19 protein-coding genes are annotated in these 15,647 nt (G+C 63.9%); 15 read left to right on the forward strand and 4 right to left on the reverse strand.

Annotation, left to right across the window (positions count from 1 at the left end; translation table 11 throughout):
- Positions 1-939 (reverse strand): ABC transporter substrate-binding protein, encoded by a 939-nt coding sequence (locus tag OG874_RS40110; protein WP_330252238.1) that lies wholly within the window; start codon positions 937-939, stop codon positions 1-3.
- Positions 940-1,266: 327 nt separating this feature from the next.
- On the opposite strand from OG874_RS40110, the gene OG874_RS40115 reads away from it, so the two are divergent.
- Together OG874_RS40115 and OG874_RS40120 are read left to right on the forward strand one after the other, a co-directional pair.
- Positions 1,267-1,617, forward strand: coding sequence for a hypothetical protein (locus tag OG874_RS40115; RefSeq protein WP_330252239.1), 351 nt, complete (start codon positions 1,267-1,269; stop codon positions 1,615-1,617).
- Positions 1,618-1,707: 90 nt separating this feature from the next.
- Positions 1,708-2,289, forward strand: a complete 582-nt coding sequence (locus tag OG874_RS40120) for a Uma2 family endonuclease (protein ID WP_330252240.1) — start codon at positions 1,708-1,710, stop codon at positions 2,287-2,289.
- A gap of 45 nt (positions 2,290-2,334) precedes the next feature.
- Here OG874_RS40120 and OG874_RS40125 read toward each other — a convergent pair whose 3' ends face one another.
- Together OG874_RS40125 and OG874_RS40130 are read right to left on the reverse strand one after the other, a co-directional pair.
- The gene (locus OG874_RS40125; RefSeq protein ID WP_330252241.1) at positions 2,335-4,371 is read right to left on the reverse strand and encodes a M13 family metallopeptidase; all 2,037 of its coding nucleotides are present in this window, start codon (positions 4,369-4,371) and stop codon (positions 2,335-2,337) included.
- 96 nt (positions 4,372-4,467) lie between these two features.
- On the reverse strand, positions 4,468-6,513 hold the full coding sequence (locus OG874_RS40130; RefSeq protein ID WP_330252242.1) for a M13 family metallopeptidase: 2,046 nt from the start codon (positions 6,511-6,513) through the stop codon (positions 4,468-4,470).
- A 343-nt stretch (positions 6,514-6,856) separates the two neighbouring features.
- Between OG874_RS40130 and rplN the strand changes: the two genes are divergently transcribed.
- From rplN to OG874_RS40150, 4 genes are read left to right on the forward strand one after another with little or no spacing between them, the layout of a single operon-like run.
- Positions 6,857-7,225, forward strand: coding sequence for a 50S ribosomal protein L14 (gene rplN, locus OG874_RS40135; RefSeq protein ID WP_194817848.1), 369 nt, complete (start codon positions 6,857-6,859; stop codon positions 7,223-7,225).
- 1 nt (position 7,226) lies between these two features.
- Positions 7,227-7,544, forward strand: coding sequence for a 50S ribosomal protein L24 (gene rplX / locus OG874_RS40140; RefSeq protein WP_330252243.1), 318 nt, complete (start codon positions 7,227-7,229; stop codon positions 7,542-7,544).
- Between the two features lies 1 nt (position 7,545).
- The gene (rplE, locus tag OG874_RS40145; RefSeq protein ID WP_107654148.1) at positions 7,546-8,109 is read left to right on the forward strand and encodes a 50S ribosomal protein L5; all 564 of its coding nucleotides are present in this window, start codon (positions 7,546-7,548) and stop codon (positions 8,107-8,109) included.
- Between the two features lie 4 nt (positions 8,110-8,113).
- Positions 8,114-8,299, forward strand: coding sequence for a type Z 30S ribosomal protein S14 (locus OG874_RS40150; RefSeq protein WP_014981705.1), 186 nt, complete (start codon positions 8,114-8,116; stop codon positions 8,297-8,299).
- A gap of 94 nt (positions 8,300-8,393) precedes the next feature.
- On the opposite strand, the gene OG874_RS40155 is transcribed toward OG874_RS40150, so the two are convergent.
- Complete coding sequence (locus OG874_RS40155) at positions 8,394-9,047, reverse strand: Uma2 family endonuclease (protein WP_330252244.1); 654 nt, start codon at positions 9,045-9,047, stop codon at positions 8,394-8,396.
- A 380-nt stretch (positions 9,048-9,427) separates the two neighbouring features.
- Between OG874_RS40155 and rpsH the strand changes: the two genes are divergently transcribed.
- From rpsH to map, 9 genes are all read left to right on the forward strand, one after another.
- A complete protein-coding gene (gene rpsH / locus OG874_RS40160; protein WP_327095437.1) occupies positions 9,428-9,826 on the forward strand; it encodes a 30S ribosomal protein S8 in 399 nt (132 codons plus the stop codon).
- Between the two features lie 14 nt (positions 9,827-9,840).
- Entirely contained in the window at positions 9,841-10,380 is a 540-nt protein-coding gene (gene rplF / locus OG874_RS40165; RefSeq protein ID WP_330252245.1) for a 50S ribosomal protein L6, read from the forward strand.
- A gap of 2 nt (positions 10,381-10,382) precedes the next feature.
- Positions 10,383-10,790, forward strand: a complete 408-nt coding sequence (gene rplR / locus OG874_RS40170; RefSeq protein WP_330252246.1) for a 50S ribosomal protein L18 — start codon at positions 10,383-10,385, stop codon at positions 10,788-10,790.
- Positions 10,791-10,821: 31 nt separating this feature from the next.
- Positions 10,822-11,487, forward strand: a complete 666-nt coding sequence (rpsE, locus tag OG874_RS40175) for a 30S ribosomal protein S5 (protein WP_330252247.1) — start codon at positions 10,822-10,824, stop codon at positions 11,485-11,487.
- Positions 11,487-11,666: a 50S ribosomal protein L30 gene (rpmD, locus tag OG874_RS40180; protein ID WP_216911421.1), complete on the forward strand. Its 180-nt coding sequence runs from the start codon at positions 11,487-11,489 to the stop codon at positions 11,664-11,666. The genes rpsE and rpmD overlap by 1 nt, the downstream gene beginning before the upstream one ends.
- 1 nt (position 11,667) lies before the next feature.
- Positions 11,668-12,111, forward strand: a complete 444-nt coding sequence (rplO, locus tag OG874_RS40185) for a 50S ribosomal protein L15 (RefSeq protein WP_330252248.1) — start codon at positions 11,668-11,670, stop codon at positions 12,109-12,111.
- A 138-nt stretch (positions 12,112-12,249) separates the two neighbouring features.
- Positions 12,250-13,572 carry a preprotein translocase subunit SecY gene (gene secY, locus OG874_RS40190; RefSeq protein WP_330252249.1) on the forward strand — a complete coding sequence of 441 codons (1,323 nt, stop codon included), beginning with the start codon at positions 12,250-12,252 and terminating at the stop codon, positions 13,570-13,572.
- Complete coding sequence (locus OG874_RS40195; RefSeq protein WP_330252250.1) at positions 13,569-14,114, forward strand: adenylate kinase; 546 nt, start codon at positions 13,569-13,571, stop codon at positions 14,112-14,114. The genes secY and OG874_RS40195 overlap by 4 nt, the downstream gene beginning before the upstream one ends.
- Positions 14,115-14,167: 53 nt before the next feature.
- Positions 14,168-14,965: a type I methionyl aminopeptidase gene (gene map / locus OG874_RS40200; RefSeq protein ID WP_330252251.1), complete on the forward strand. Its 798-nt coding sequence runs from the start codon at positions 14,168-14,170 to the stop codon at positions 14,963-14,965.
- Positions 14,966-15,647: the final 682 nt, after the last annotated feature.

Consider the following 15,647-nt stretch of genomic DNA (forward strand, 5'->3'; position numbering starts at 1 on the left):
CTATTTCGCCGCGTTCGCGAAGGCGGGCTCGAGTTTCTTCAGCAGATAGGGCTCCGACAGTGCGGTCGGCTGGGTGATCGCGCTGAACTCCTGGAGTGTCAAGAAGACGACCGCACCCTTGCGCACGGCAGGCAGATCGGCGTAACCCGGGAACTGCCGGTACTTTTCGTCCATGCCGGGGGAGTAGCCCGCCAGCAGCAGATCGGCGGCGAGTTCGTCGATCCGCTCCGGCGGCAGTGCGAGGGTGTCCTGGTCGGCGTGCAGGCTCTGCGGGATGCTCAGGCCCAGTCGGGTGAAGACCTTGCCGAGCCCATCGTCCGGATCGGTCAGCACGATCAGCTGTGCCGGGCCGGCCAGCCAGGCGCAGACGAACGTCTTGCCGGTCAGCCGTGGATTCGCCTGGGCGATGGAAGCCACCTTCGCATCCACATCGGCGATCACGTGGGTCGCCGCATCCTCTTTGCGCAGCACCCTGCCGAGCGCGATCACCTGGTCCTGCCAGACCGCTGCTTCGGTGCGTGCGGGCAGGGTCGGGGCGACGGCGGACAGTTGGTCATAGCTCTGCCGGTCGGCGAGGAAGCTGTCCACCAGGATGAGATCCGGTGCCAGCGCGGCGACCTGCTCGGTGATATTGCCGGAGGTATTCAGCGCCCGCGCCGATTCGAGCGAGGCCGGCTCCCAGGGAGCCGCGCGCTTGGACACCGAAGCGACATCATCGATGTACCCGACCGGCGTCACCCCGAGTGCCAGCGCCGTGTCCAGCCACTGATTTCCCAGGGTGACAACCTTTTTCGGTGTCGCACTGATGGTTGTGCTGCCGAAGGCGTGGGTGACGGTAACCGGTTCGCTGGGCGCAGGTGCATGCCTGGTCGGCAGCGTGCATGCGGCCGCGAGCAGGCCGGCGACAACCGCGATCATCGCCGTCCGAATAGAGTTCATCGCCGCCCTCCCGTCGGGGCGCCGCAGGTGAATCGACGCGCATCAACAGGGCCAGCCTAGGCTGCCACGGCCGTGCGCCCTGGTGTCGCCACGCGGGCCCCTGCGCGCTGGTCTCCGGTGGGGCCGACACGCCTGCGGGCCGCGATCGGCAGGAACGGCTCGAAGTCTGCTGTCACGTCATCTATTGCTGACCTATTGAACGTGCCGCTATATAGCGGTACGTTATGTGTGTCAATAACGATCGTCTCGTACGGGAGGCATCGACGTCGAGTCCGTGACCACGCGGGCTATCGAACGACTGACGCGTACCGAAATGAGGTAATTCCGATGAATCGAACCAATTCCGCCGGACACGTCCGGCCCTTGCTCGCCCGCGTAGCCATGGTTTCCGCAATCGCCCTGGCCCCTCTCGCCGCCCTCGCCGCCCCCGCCCTCGCCGAGCCCGCTGCCCCGAATGGACTCCCGCTCGTGCAGGCGGATCAGCAGGCAGACGAGATCCATGGCCGCCCTGGCCATGGCGGTTGGGGCAACGGCGGTTGGGGCAACGGCGGTTGGGGCAACGGCGGTTGGGGCAACGGCGGCTGGGCCCGTCCCGGCTACCCCAGCTTCCCGTCTCCGGGTTACCCGGGGGGTTACCCGGGCCAATTCCCGCGACCCTCGACCGGCAGCGCTTTCTGACCCGTCGACAGAGCAGCCCGCGCAGTCCCGCTGGCTGCTCTGTCAATGCCGAGACGGCTCGAGTCGAGTTGGGCTGGGTACGCTTCGGACATGATGATCGGACCGTCCGGCCACCTGCCGCACGAGATGACCGAGGAGCAGTATCTTCAGCTGCCCGAGGACATGGCTCGAGGGATCGAGGTCGTGCACGGACATGTCATCGTCTGCGAGTCGCCGGTACCCGAGCACAATCGAGTGGCTCGCAGATTGGCCGGTGCCATGGAGCAGCTGCCGAGCACCGAGCCGTGTATCCGGGCTGAGACCGATATCGACGTCGTGCTCTGGCGGGTCCCGAAATTCACGTTCCGACGGCCGGATGTCACGGTATACAAGTGCCTTCCGGAGCGAGGTGCGAAGCCGGAGGCCGGGGACGCGCTGATCGTTGTCGAGGTCTCTTCGCCATCCACTGCGGCCGAAGACCTGCTCGATAAGAAGGCCCAGTATGCCCGCGCTGGAATTCCGTTGTATCTCGTCGTAGCCCTCGATACCAAGTACGACATCGAAGAAGTTCGGGAGTTCCGCCTCGACGCGCACGCCGCCGAATACCGCCTGCACAGATTGCACCGGGACGGTTTTCTCCGGCTCGAGCACGTCGTGCTCGGTGAGATCAGCTTTGCCGACTTGGTCCGGTAATCGGTCGGAAGCCCGGCGGGGTTGCCGGGCTTCCCACACACGCGGTCAGAGGGTGATGCGTTCGGTTTCCGGCATGAAGAGCTTGTCGCCTTCTTTCACCCCGAAGGTGGTGTAGAACTCGGCGATATTGCGGACTACCTGGTTGCAGCGGAATTCGTTGGCGGAGTGGACGTCCTGCAGTTGGCTGATGGTGGCTTCCTCGGTTTGCTTTTCGCGCCAGCTGCGGGCGTAGGAGAAGAACATCTGCTGGTAATCGGGGTCGATGCCCTCGCGCTTTGCGGCAATGCGGTAGGCGGCCAGGGCAATCTGCAGGCCGCGCAGGTCTGCGAGGTTCTCACCGACAGTGAGTGCGCCGTCGACGTGGTACTTGGGGTCGAGGCCCTCGGGGACCAGTACGTCGAACTGTGCGATGAGCGCCTTGGTCTTGGCTTCGAAGGCGGCCAGATCCTCGGGGGTCCACCAGTCGCGCCGGTTGCCGTCGGCATCGTATTTCGAGCCCTGGTCGTCGAAGCCGTGGCCGATCTCGTGGCCGATGGTCGCACCGACCGCGCCGTAATTGACCGCGGTCGTCGCGTCCTTGTCGAAGAACGGCGACTGCAGATAGGCGGCGGGGAAAGTGATCTGGTTATTGGTGGGCGAGTAGTAGGCGTTCACCGTCTGCGGCGACATGCCCCATTCGGATTTGTCGACGGGAGTGCCCAGCCGGTTGAACGCCTTCTTGGACTCGAAAGCACTGACGGCGCGCAGGGATTCGATCAACTTGCCTGTGGTGATCTTCAACCCGGAGTAGTCGTCCCACTTGTCCGGATATCCGATCCTGGCCTCGATCTTGTTGAGCTTGACGATCGAGGCGTCCCTGGTCGGTTGGGTCATCCAGGACGAATTGGTGAAGTTTTCCTGGTAGGCGGCCATCAGATCGGCCACCATCTCCTTCGCCCGGTCCTTGGCCGAGGGCGGAAAGTGCTTGTCCACATAGAGTTTCCCGAGTTGGTCGCCGAGATTCTCGTTGACGATGCCGACGGCGGACTTCCAGAGTTCCGGCCGCTCCTCGATCCCGCTGAGCACCTTGCCGACGAAGGCGAAGCGTGCGTCGCGGATCACCTTGGGCAGAAACCGGCCGTACTCCGCGATCACATTGACGCGCAGGTACTCGCGCCACTGCGCGATATCGGTATCGGCCCACAGCTGCGCCGCCGCGGTCACGAACGAAGGCTGCGCGACCACGATCTTGTCGAACAGTGTGCGCGGCCGGTCGGTATTGCCCGCCATCCACGGATCCCAGTCGAATTGCGGTCCGAGCGCGACCAATTCGGCCCAGCTCTTGACGTTGTAAGTGGCGTCGGTATTGCGATTGCGCACGCTGTCCCAGTGCGCGGCTGCGATCTTGGTCTCCAGATCGACCATGCGCTGCGCGATACCGGCGGCGTCGACGAGCCCCGCGCCGGCGGCCATCTTCTCCAGATACGTCTTGTACCCCGCGAGCTGCGTCGCGTATTGCGGCTTGCGGTAGTACTGCTCGCTCAGCCCGATTCCGGACTGACTGATGGTCGGGATGTAGGCGTTGGAGTCCTTGCGATCGATGCCGATCCCGATGCCGATCAGCCCGGAGATCGGCAACTCCGCCATCGCCTTGGCCAGATCCGCCTTGGTCGCCGCGCCGTCGATCTTGGCGAAAAGATCGGCCAGCGGTGTCATGCCGAGCTTCTCGAACGTCTCCTCATCCAGCCGCGCGTCGTAGAGATCGCGAATCTGCTGCGCCTCCGAACCCGCCTTCGGATCCTTGATGCCCTCGATGATCGCCCGCAACTGATCCAGCGTCCGATCGGAGGCATCGCTGATCGCACCGACCGCGGCCTTGTCCGGCGGCAGCTGGTATTCGCGCAGCCACGTGCCGTTGACGTGGCGGTACAGGTCGTCCTGCGGCCGGATCGCCGGATCGGCGCCGCCCATATCGACACTGGTCAACTGCACCTTCGGTGCGTCGCTCGAGCACGAAACCAACGCGACGGCGGCCGGCACGGCCCCGAGCGCGACCAGGAAGGCGCGGCGGTCCAACTGACCGGGACGACCGGTTGATGTCACGAGGATTCCTCTCCCGATGCGGTCCGGCCGCATCCTCATCAGGCGCGATATTGCTGGCCCGAGGCTACCTGTCGCGGGCGCTGCCAGCCCGTCGGATCAGAGCGAGACCCGCTGGTCCTGGGCCAGGAACAGCTTGTCACCCGCCTGGACGTCGAATGTCGGATAGAACTCGTCGATATTGCGGACCACCTGATTGCAGCGGAATTCGTTGGGCGCGTGCACATCCATGGCCAGCCGCAATTCCTGCTGCTGCGGAGTCGACTTATCGCGCCAGATGCGCGCCCAGGACAGGAACATGGTCCGGTGATCCGGGTCGTCCTTGCCATCGCGCTTGTCCGCGATGCCGAGCGCGGCCAGCGCGATCCCGAGACCGCGCAGGTCGGCGAGGTTCTCCCCGACGGTCAGCGCGCCGTCGACGTGCTTACTCGGATCCAGGCCCGCCGGGACCAGCGCGTTGTACTGCTCGATGAGCTGCTTGGTCTTGACCTCGAACGCGGCCCGGTCCGCGGGGGTCCACCAGTCGCGCAGATTGCCGTCACCGTCGTACCGCGATCCCTGGTCGTCGAATCCGTGCCCGATCTCGTGCCCGATGATCGCTCCGATCGCGCCGTAATTGACCGCGGCCGCGGCGTCCTTGTCGAAGAACGGCGGCTGCAGAATCGCAGCCGGAAAGGAGATCGAGTTGGCACTCGGGTCGTACATCGCGTTCACCATTTGCGGCGGCATGACCCATTCGGACTTGTCGACCGGGATGCCCAGTCGCGCGAAACCGCGTTTGGCCTCGAAAGTCTCGGCGGCGCGCACGGATTCGAGCAATTTGCCACGCGTGATGGTCAATCCGGAGTAATCGATCCACTTGTCCGGATAGCCGATCTTCGTGACGATCTTGTCGAGTTTCGCGATGGCGGCCTGCCTGGTCGGCGGCGACATCCAGGTCGAATCGGTGAAGTCGGCCCGGTAGGCGGAAATGAGGTCGGCGACCATCGCCAAGGCGCGCTCTTTGGCCGAGGGCGGAAAGTGCTCGCGCACATAGAGTTTCCCGAGCTGCTGGCCGAGATTCGCATTGACAGTGGCGATCCCGTCCTTCCACGGCTCCTGCCGCTGCGTCAACCCCCGCAATGTCTTGCCGACGAAATCGAATTCGGCATCGGCAATGGCCTTGGGTAGCAGCGACGCGAAATGCTTGACCACCGCGAGTCGCAGATATTCCTGCCAGGCCGCGATATCGACCTCCGCCCAGAGTTGTCCGGCCGCTGTCACGAACGACGGCTGCCCGACCACCACCTTGTCGAACAGCGCGTGCGGCCGGTCGGTATTGCCCGCCAGCCACGGATCCCAGTCGAATTGCGGTGCGAGCGCGGTCAATTCGGCCCAGCTCATGGGGTTGTAGGCGGCATCGGGATTGCGCAGCCGAACGTCATCCCAGAAAGCGGCCGCGATCCGGGTCTCCAGATCGAAGACGCGCTGGGCGGTTCCGGCCGGATCGGTAAAGCCCGCACCCGCGGCGACCCGTTCCAGATAGGTCTTGTAGGCCGCACGCTGCTCGGCGTATTGGGGCTTGCGGTAATACTGCTCGCCCATATGGGGATCGATGCCGGACTGCGAGACGGTGGCGACGTAGGCGGCGGAATTCTTCTGATCCACCTCGACGGCCAAATCGATGAGTCCGCCGATCGGTAGCGCGCCCATCACCCGGGCGAGGTCGGCTTTGTGCGCCGCCCCGTCGATCGCGGTGAACAGATCGGCCAACGGTGTCGTGCCGAGCTTTTCGATCGTGTCGATATCGAGCCGAGCGTCGTACAGATCGCGGATCTGCTGCTCGGTCGACCCGGCCTTCGGCTCGCGAATGCCCGCGACGATCTCCCGCAGCTGCCGCTCGACCCGGTCGCTGACCTCGTCGAACGTGCTGTAGGACGACTTGTCCGGCGGCAGTTGATAGTCGCGCAGCCAGCCACCGTTGACGTACCGGAACAGGTCGTCCTGCGGTCGAATCGCGTGGTCCTCGCCCCGCATATCGACCCCGGTGAGTGTGACCGACCGATTGCGCGAGCAGGCGACCAACGCGGTGGTGGCCGGAATCACTCCGAGTGCGATCAGGAAGGCGCGGCGACGGAGTCGGGCGGAACGAGCAGACGAACTCAAGAGAACCTCTTTCCAGCGGTGATGTGGAATCTGTATAGGTCTTCTGGTGATCTTGCTCGAACCGAGGGTAATAACGTGGCAGGCCGCGAGCACTGATCCGCACGGGTTTCACAGCCGAAGTTCAGGTGCCGCGAACCGACCCGATTCGGTACACCTAGCGGTGTTCTGTATGGTTAACGGGTTGCCTGCGGGAGCTATGCCCGCAATCCGGCCGTGAACCCCCAGTGGTTGGGTCATCGAGATCCACGAAACCGCTGGCAGGCGCGCGTTCGGGTGGTGACACGACCATGCCCGTCGGGTCGGCAATCCGGCGTGCGTATACATCCAGGTCAAGGAGGCTGAAGTGATTCAGCAGGAGTCGCGACTGCGCGTCGCCGACAACACGGGTGCGAAGGAAATCCTCTGCATCCGGGTTCTCGGTGGTTCGTCGCGTCGCTATGCCGGCATCGGCGACATCATCGTCGCCACTGTCAAGGACGCTGTCCCCGGCGGCAACGTCAAGAAGGGCGAGGTCGTCAAGGCCGTCATCGTGCGCACCGTCAAGGAGCGTCGTCGCCCGGACGGTTCGTACATCAAGTTCGATGAGAACGCGGCCGTGCTGATCAAGCCGGACAACGACCCGCGTGGCACTCGTATCTTCGGCCCGGTCGGCCGCGAGCTGCGCGAGAAGAAGTTCATGAAGATCGTTTCGCTGGCCCCGGAGGTGCTCTGACATGAAGGTGCACAAGGGCGACACCGTGCTCGTCATCTCGGGTAAGGACAAGGGCGCGAAGGGCAAGGTCATCCAGGCCTACCCGGATCGCAACCGGATCCTGGTCGAGGGCGTGAACCGGATCAAGAAGCACGTTGCCAACTCCGCCAACCAGCGTGGCGCCTCGTCGGGCGGCATCGTGACCCAGGAAGCTCCGATCCACGTGTCCAACGTGATGGTCGTCGACTCCGACGGCAAGCCGACTCGCGTCGGCTACCGGACGGACGAGGAGAGCGGCAAGCGGGTCCGGATCTCCCGTAAGAACGGGAAGGACATCTGACATGACCACCTCTGAGCAGACCCAGCCGCGCCTGAAGGCGCGCTACCGGGCCGAGATCAAGGACGCGCTGAACAGCGAGTTCAACTACGCCAACGTGATGCAGATCCCGGGCGTGGTGAAGGTTGTCGTGAACATGGGTGTCGGTGACGCCGCGCGCGACGCCAAACTCATCAACGGCGCCGTCAAGGATCTGGAACTGATCACCGGTCAGAAGCCCGAGATCCGCAAGGCCACCAAGTCGATCGCGCAGTTCAAGCTGCGTGAGGGCATGCCGATCGGCGCGAAGGTCACCCTGCGCGGCGACCGCATGTGGGAGTTCCTGGATCGCCTGGTCTCCATCGCGCTGCCCCGTATCCGCGACTTCCGCGGCCTGTCGCCGAAGCAGTTCGACGGCAACGGCAACTACACGTTCGGCCTGAGCGAGCAGTCGATGTTCCACGAGATCGACGTGGACTCCATCGACCGCCCGCGCGGTATGGACATCACCGTGGTGACCACTGCGACCAACAACGAAGAAGGCCGTGCCCTGCTCAAGCACCTCGGCTTCCCGTTCAAGGAGAACTGAGCACATGGCTAAGAAAGCACTGGTCAACAAGGCCAACGCCAAGCCGAAGTTCGCGGTCCGGGCTTACACCCGCTGCCAGCGCTGCGGCCGCCCGCACGCGGTCTACCGCAAATTCGGCCTCTGCCGCGTGTGCCTGCGCGAAATGGCGCACCGCGGCGAGCTTCCGGGTGTGCACAAGAGCTCCTGGTGAGCTCGCGCTCCCTGTGAGCGCACCGCATAACTGAACAAGGGCACGGCCTCCCTGGAGGCCGTGCCCTTGCGCGTTTCAACTGCGTTGAGCCGGTTCAGAATTCGAGTTCAGTCCAGGGGATGTGGATGCCGAATGGGAAATCGATGTCGATCGCCGCGGAATCCTTCGGTGACCATTTGCCGGTCAGCAGGTAATTGACCGGATACAGGGGGTGCACTCCCGGTGGGAGGTCGCCGGGGGTCTTCTCCAGAGCAAAGGCGCGAACCATGGCGATCGCGCTCGCCTCGCGTTCCAGTGTTACTTCCCAATACCAGGGAATGCCAGCCTTGGCGTAGCGTGCCCTTTTCTCGTCCATATCGGTCTGGGTGTTCGAGGGGGATAGCACCTCGCCGACAAGCAGAACGTCCTTGGCTCGGATGTCCTGATACGGGGCATCGAGGCAGCGATAGGCCAGAAAATCAGGTGTGACGAAGTCTGACTTTCCAGATTCACCGAAGAACACGTTGGTTTCGAAGTCGACGCGCCAGCAGTGCTGTGGCTGCTCCGCCATCCCTGCACGCGCGCATCGCTTGAGCGCACTGGTCAGTGCGAACGTGAACGCTTGGTGTTCGGCGGGCCCACGTCGTAGCCATACGACCCGCCCGTTCCATAGTTCGATCTGCCCGGCGATTTCAGCGGGTAGTTGCTCGAGCTCCTCCCACGTCATGTACTCGGGAAGGTCGGGCCGTTCGATGCGCGGAAGCGACATGACCCGATCCTAGTCTCGACTGCAGTGCCTGCCCTGAGGTTCGCTAGACGGAATTGAGGTCTGGGATCTCACCAACCGTTGCCGATGATGGTTGGGAAATGTGGGTGGCGTCGAGCGAGTCGAGTGGGGCCGATTTGGGCCTCAGCTGGGGGTTGTCTACACTAGGGCGGTTGCTTGGGCACATCTGTGTCTGCACGCCTTGATGCAGTGATTGCGTCGACGTGCGGACGGCCCGGGTACCGAGAACTCGTAATGAGAACTCAATCCGGTCGGCAAATGTCGGCCGGACCGCCGAATTGCTATAGGCCCACGGCCGGCGTGCCTTTGTGTACGCCGGTGTTGTATGGGAACCGTGGCGAGAAAGGTGTCAAGGTCGAACTATGACCATGACTGATCCGATCGCAGACTTTCTGACGCGTCTGCGCAACGCCAACTCGGCGTACCACGATCAGGTGAAGGCTCCGCACTCGAAGCTCAAGGCGAATATCGCCGAGATCCTCAAGCGCGAGGGCTACATCGCCGACTACCGGACCGAGGACGCACCCGTGGGTAAGACCCTGGTCGTCGACCTCAAGTACGGCCAGAGCCGTGAGCGCAGCCTGCAGGGCCTGCGTCGCGTCTCGAAGCCGGGTCTGCGTGTGTACGCGAAGTCCACCAACCTGCCCAAGGTCCTGGGCGGCCTCGGCGTGGCGATCATCTCCACGTCGACCGGTCTGCTCACCGATCGCCAGGCGGCCAAGCAAGGTGTAGGCGGGGAAGTCCTCGCCTACGTCTGGTAACGGGAGGTAGGACAATGTCGCGTATTGGCAAGAAGGCCATCGCAATTCCCGCGGGCGTCGAGGTCGCCATCGACGGCCAGAACGTGTCGGTGAAGGGCCCGAAGGGCACCCTGACCCACGTCGTCGCCGAGCCGATCACCATCACCAAGGGTGAGGACGGTCAGCTCGAGGTCGCCCGGCCGGACGATCAGCGCGAGAGCCGTGCGCTGCACGGCCTGACCCGCACCCTGGTCGCCAACATGATCGAAGGCGTCACCAAGGGCTACGAGAAGAAGATGGAAATCTTCGGCGTCGGTTACCGCGTGGCGGCCAAGGGCTCGAACCTGGAGTTCGCCCTGGGCTACAGCCACCCGGTCCCGATCGAGGCTCCGGAGGGCATCACCTTCGCGGTGGAGACACCCACCAAGTTCTCCGTGTCCGGTATCGACAAGCAGAAGGTCGGCCAGATCTCCGCTGTCATTCACGGACTGCGTAAGCCCGACCCGTACAAGGGCAAGGGCATCCGCTACGCCGGCGAGGTCGTTCGCCGCAAGGTCGGAAAGACGGGTAAGTGATCATGGCGCAAACCGAAAATCAGAAGGCCAAGCGCGTTCCGCGTGGCAAGGACGTGTCGACCGCGCGCCGTCTGTCGAAGACCCGCCGTCACTTCCGTCTGCGCAAGAAGGTCGTCGGCACCACCGAGCGTCCGCGTCTGGTGGTCAACCGCTCCTCGCGTCACCTGCACGCACAGCTCATCGACGATTCGATCGGCAAGACCATCGCCGCCGCGTCCTCGATCGAGGCCGATGTGCGCGCGCTGGACGGCGACAAGTCGGCCAAGGGCAAGAAGGTCGGCGAACTGATCGCCGAGCGTGCCAAGGCCGCTGGTATCGATGCCGTCGTATTCGACCGTGGTGGTCACGATTACCACGGCCGCATCGCGGCGCTGGCCGATGCCGCTCGCGAAGGTGGGTTGAAGTTCTGATGACTGCAAACAATTATGGAAGGAACGTCTGATGCCGGGACGTCAAAGGCGTGACGGCGGCAGCGGACCCGCCGGACAGCAGAATGGTGCCGCCGGTGGCGGCGACAGCCGCGACGGCCGTGGCGGTGGTCGCGATCGCCGTGGCGGTGGTGACCGTCGTGACCAGCAGGCCGACAAGAACCAGCTCGAGCGCGTCGTCGCGATCAACCGTGTCTCCAAGGTCGTGAAGGGTGGTCGTCGCTTCAGCTTCACCGCCCTCGTGATCGTCGGTGACGGCAACGGTCTGGTCGGCGTCGGCTACGGCAAGGCCAAGGAAGTTCCCGCGGCCATCCAGAAGGGTGTCGAGGAGGCTCGCAAGGGCTTCTTCCGCGTCCCGATGATCGGCTCGACCATCACCCACCCGGTTCAGGGTGAGGCGGCGGCCGGTGTGGTCATGCTGCGTCCGGCCTCGCCCGGTACCGGTGTGATCGCCGGTGGTGCGGCGCGCGCGGTGCTGGAATGCGCTGGTATCCATGACATTCTGGCGAAGTCGCTCGGTAGCGATAACGCCATCAACGTCGTGCACGCGACGGTTGCGGCGCTCAAGATGCTGCAGCGTCCGGAAGAGGTCGCGGCCCGTCGTGGTCTGCCGCTCGAGGACGTCGCCCCCGCGGGCATGCTGCGCGCACGCGCTCAGGCAGCGGGAGGTGCCAGGTAATGGCAGATCTCAAGGTGACCCAGATCAAGTCGTCGATCGGCGCCAAGGTGAACCAGCGGGAGAGCCTTCGTACGCTCGGCCTGCGGAAGATCCGCCAGACCGTGGTTCGCGAGGACAATCCGCAGAACCGTGGGCTGATCAATGTCGTGCGCCACCTCGTAACAGTTGAGGAGGTCTGACATGACCATCAAGTTGCATCACCTGCGTCCGGCCCCGGGCGCCAAGACCGAGAAGACCCGCGTGGGTCGCGGTGAAGGCTCCAAGGGCAAGACCGCGGGCCGCGGTACCAAGGGCACCAAGGCTCGTAAGAACGTCCCGGCCGCCTTCGAGGGTGGGCAGATGCCGATTCACATGCGGCTGCCCAAGCTCAAGGGCTTCACGAACCGGTTCCGCACGGAATACCAGGTCGTGAACGTCGGCTCGATCGCCAAGCTGTTCCCTGAGGGCGGCGCGGTCGGCAAGGCGGAGCTGGTGGCCGCCGGCGCGGTTCGCAAGAACCAGCTGGTCAAGGTTCTCGGCGATGGCGAGATCGGCGTCGCGGTCCAGGTGACCGTCGACAAGGTGACCGGCGCCGCCAAGGAGAAGATCACCGCGGCCGGTGGCACTGTCACCGAGCTGGGCTGACGGTACTCTGCAGATAGTGGCACCGGACGAGTGAAGAGCTCGTCCGGTGCCACTGTTAGAGTTCAATTGTTGTCTGCCAAGCCTCGTCATGGGTTTTCTATATCCGTGGCATGACCATGTCGTTCGCCAGGAGGATCTGTGCTTTCCGCCTTCGTATCGGCCTTCCGGACTCCGGACTTACGGCGGAAGATTCTCTTCACGCTGGGGTTGATCGCGCTGTACCGCTTGGGTGCGTCGCTGCCGTCCCCCGGTGTCGATTACAAAAGCGTCCAGGAATGTATCGACCTGGTCTCCGGTGGTGATTCGGCCGGTATCTATCAGCTGATCAACCTGTTCTCTGGTGGTGCGCTACTGCAGCTGTCGGTCTTCGCGATCGGCATCATGCCCTACATCACCGCGAGCATCATTATCCAGCTGCTCACCGTCGTCATCCCGCGATTCGAAGAACTGCGCAAAGAAGGCCAATCGGGCCAGAACAAGATGACGCAGTACACCCGGTATCTCTCGATCGCGCTGGCGATCCTGCAGGCCACCGGTCTCGTCGCGCTCGCGGCCCGCGGTCAGCTGCTACAGGGCTGCCAGAAGGACATCCTGGCTGATACCAGCATCTTCGGCATGATCATCATCGTGCTGGTGATGACCGCCGGTGCCGCACTGGTCATGTGGTTCGGCGAGCAGATCACCGAGCGCGGCGTCGGTAACGGTATGTCGCTGCTGATCTTCTCCGGTATCGCCGCGCGCATCCCGAACGAGGGCAACAACATCCTGCAGAACCGCGGCGGACTGGTCTTCGGTCTCGTCTGTGTCGCCGCGTTCGCTATCGTCACCGCGGTCATCTTCGTCGAGCAGGGCCAGCGCCGGATTCCGGTGCAGTACGCCAAGCGCGTGGTCGGCCGCAAGATGTACGGCGGGTCCTCGACCTATCTGCCGCTGAAGGTCAACCAGGCGGGCGTCATCCCCGTGATCTTCGCCTCATCGCTGCTGTACCTGCCGAACCTGGTCGCGCAGCTGACATCCTCGAAGGGCGCCACCGACCAGAGTTGGTGGCAGGAGACCATCCAGAAATACTTGGTGAACCCCGGCAACCCGGTGTACATCGCGATCTACTTCGGTTTGATCGTGTTCTTCACCTACTTCTATGTCGCGATCACCTTCAATCCGGAGGAGCGCGCCGACGAGATGAAGAAGTTCGGTGGTTTCATCCCGGGGTACCGCCCGGGTAGGCCGACCGCCGATTACCTCAATTTCGTACTGAGCCGCATCACCCTCCCCGGCTCGATCTACCTCGGTCTCGTGGCCGTCCTGCCGAATCTGTTCCTCGATATCGGCGCCTCCGGTGGCACCCAGAACCTTCCGTTCGGTGGCACCTCGGTGCTGATCATGGTGAGCGTCGGCTTGGACACCGTGAAGCAGATCGAAAGCCAGCTGATGAATCGAAATTACGAAGGGTTCCTCAAGTGAGACTTGTACTGCTCGGACCGCCGGGAGCCGGCAAAGGTACCCAGGCCGATCTCCTGTCGGACAAGCTGGGCGTCCCGCACATCTCCACCGGGGACCTGTTCCGTACCAATATCTCCGCCCAGACCCCGCTGGGGCGCGAGGCGCAGAAGTACATCGATGCCGGCGATCTCGTGCCGAGCGATGTGACCAACCGCATGGTCGAGGCCCGGGTCGCCGAGCCGGATGCCGCGAATGGTTTTGTGCTGGACGGCTACCCGCGCACGGTCGATCAGGCCGACGCGCTGGAGAAGATCCTCGCGGATATGGACAAGAAGCTCGACGCGGTGCTGTGCTTCGTCGTGCCCGAGGACACCGTGGTCGGGCGGATGATGGCGCGTGGTCGTGCCGATGACAACGAGGGTGTGATCCGCAACCGGCTGCGGGTGTACCGCGAGGAGACCGAGCCGCTGCTGGAGCACTACGACGGTCTGGTCGTCTCGGTCGACGGCGTCGGCGAGATCGACGAGGTCAACGCCCGCGCCCTGCGCGCGCTGGGACACTGATGTCGCTCGCGGCCTGGGACACTGACTTGCTCGGAATGGAGCACTGAGGCCGGATGGTCTTCAACCGCAAGAAGAAGGTCGTGCCGTTCCGTACGGCAGGCGAACTGGATGCGATGGCGGCAGCCGGCGCGATCGTCGGCAGCGCGCTGGTCGCGGTGCGGGCGGCCGCCAAGCCCGGGGTGTCCACCCTGGAGTTGGACGAGGTCGCCGAGCAGGTCATCCGTGACGCGGGCGCGGTGCCGTCCTTCAAGGGCTATCACGGATTTCCGGGTTCGATCTGCGCATCGGTGAATGACCGCGTGGTGCACGGGATTCCGACGGCGCAGGAAATGCTGACCGAGGGTGATCTGGTCTCGATCGACTGCGGCGCGATTCTCGATGGCTGGCACGGTGATTCGGCCTGGACCTTCGGTGTCGGTTCGATCATCGACGCCGATCAGCTGCTCAGTGCGGCCACCAAGATGTCGATGGAGGCGGGGATCGCGGCCATGCTGCCCGGTAATCGGCTGACTGATATCTCCCATGCCATCGAAATGGGTACGCGCGCGGCCGAAACCGAACACGGTCGGTCCTATGGCATCGTCGATGGTTACGGCGGGCACGCCATCGGCCGGGAGATGCATATGGATCCGTTCCTGGCCAACGAGGGTGCGCCGGGTAAAGGGCCGAAGCTCGTTGTCGGATCGGTGCTCGCGATCGAGCCGATGCTGACCTTGGGCACGACGCAGACCAAGGTGCTCGACGATGACTGGACCGTGGTGACGCTCGACGGTAGTCGTGCCGCGCACTGGGAACATTCGGTCGCGGTTACCGAGGACGGGCCGCGGATTCTTACGCTGCGTCCGGAGTAGGCGGCGGTACCTGACACTGGTCGGTACCGAACCATTCTCGGTACCGAACATTCTGTGGTGCCGGACATTGGGTGGCACTGTACATTTCACGGTGCCTACGTTTGGTGGTGCCGTACATTTGCGGGCACTGTACATTTTCGCGACACCTACGGTTTGCGATGCCGTACGTTTGCGGCACCGGACGTCTCGTGGTGACGAACATTTCGCGGCACCGCGTATTGTTTGGCGCCGAACGTTTATCGGTACCGAATAGCGTTCGCGCGAACGACTTTCGCACCTACCCAGGCCCTGGGGTCGGCGGACGCCAGGTTGCACGTGTGCCGGGCGGATCGGTCACGATATCCGACTCCGGGCTCGGTGACGCTGCGCGGCGAGGAGCCGAGCCGCACCGACGCCCGTAGGTCGTAAACGTGTGGTGGACAACAGATTCGGACACAATGCGTCCGCCGCCTGCCCTGACGTTACCCAGCTCGCGCTGGATCGGTGACGTCGTTCCTTGCACCCGCGCCCGTGCGTCTTGCCGCACCTCGGGGGTCGTGTAGGGGATCGACCGCTACAACAATGGCGATGGTTTCTCCTCTGATTCGTGCTGAACTTCAACGTTGAAAGAAGCGTATGTCCGGGGGAGGGGTGCGCACGTGAGTAGATAGCTACTCGAATTCCCTTGGGGGATTGCGTAGTT

Source organism: Nocardia sp. NBC_00565 (genome assembly GCF_036345915.1).
Lineage (GTDB): Bacteria > Actinomycetota > Actinomycetes > Mycobacteriales > Mycobacteriaceae > Nocardia.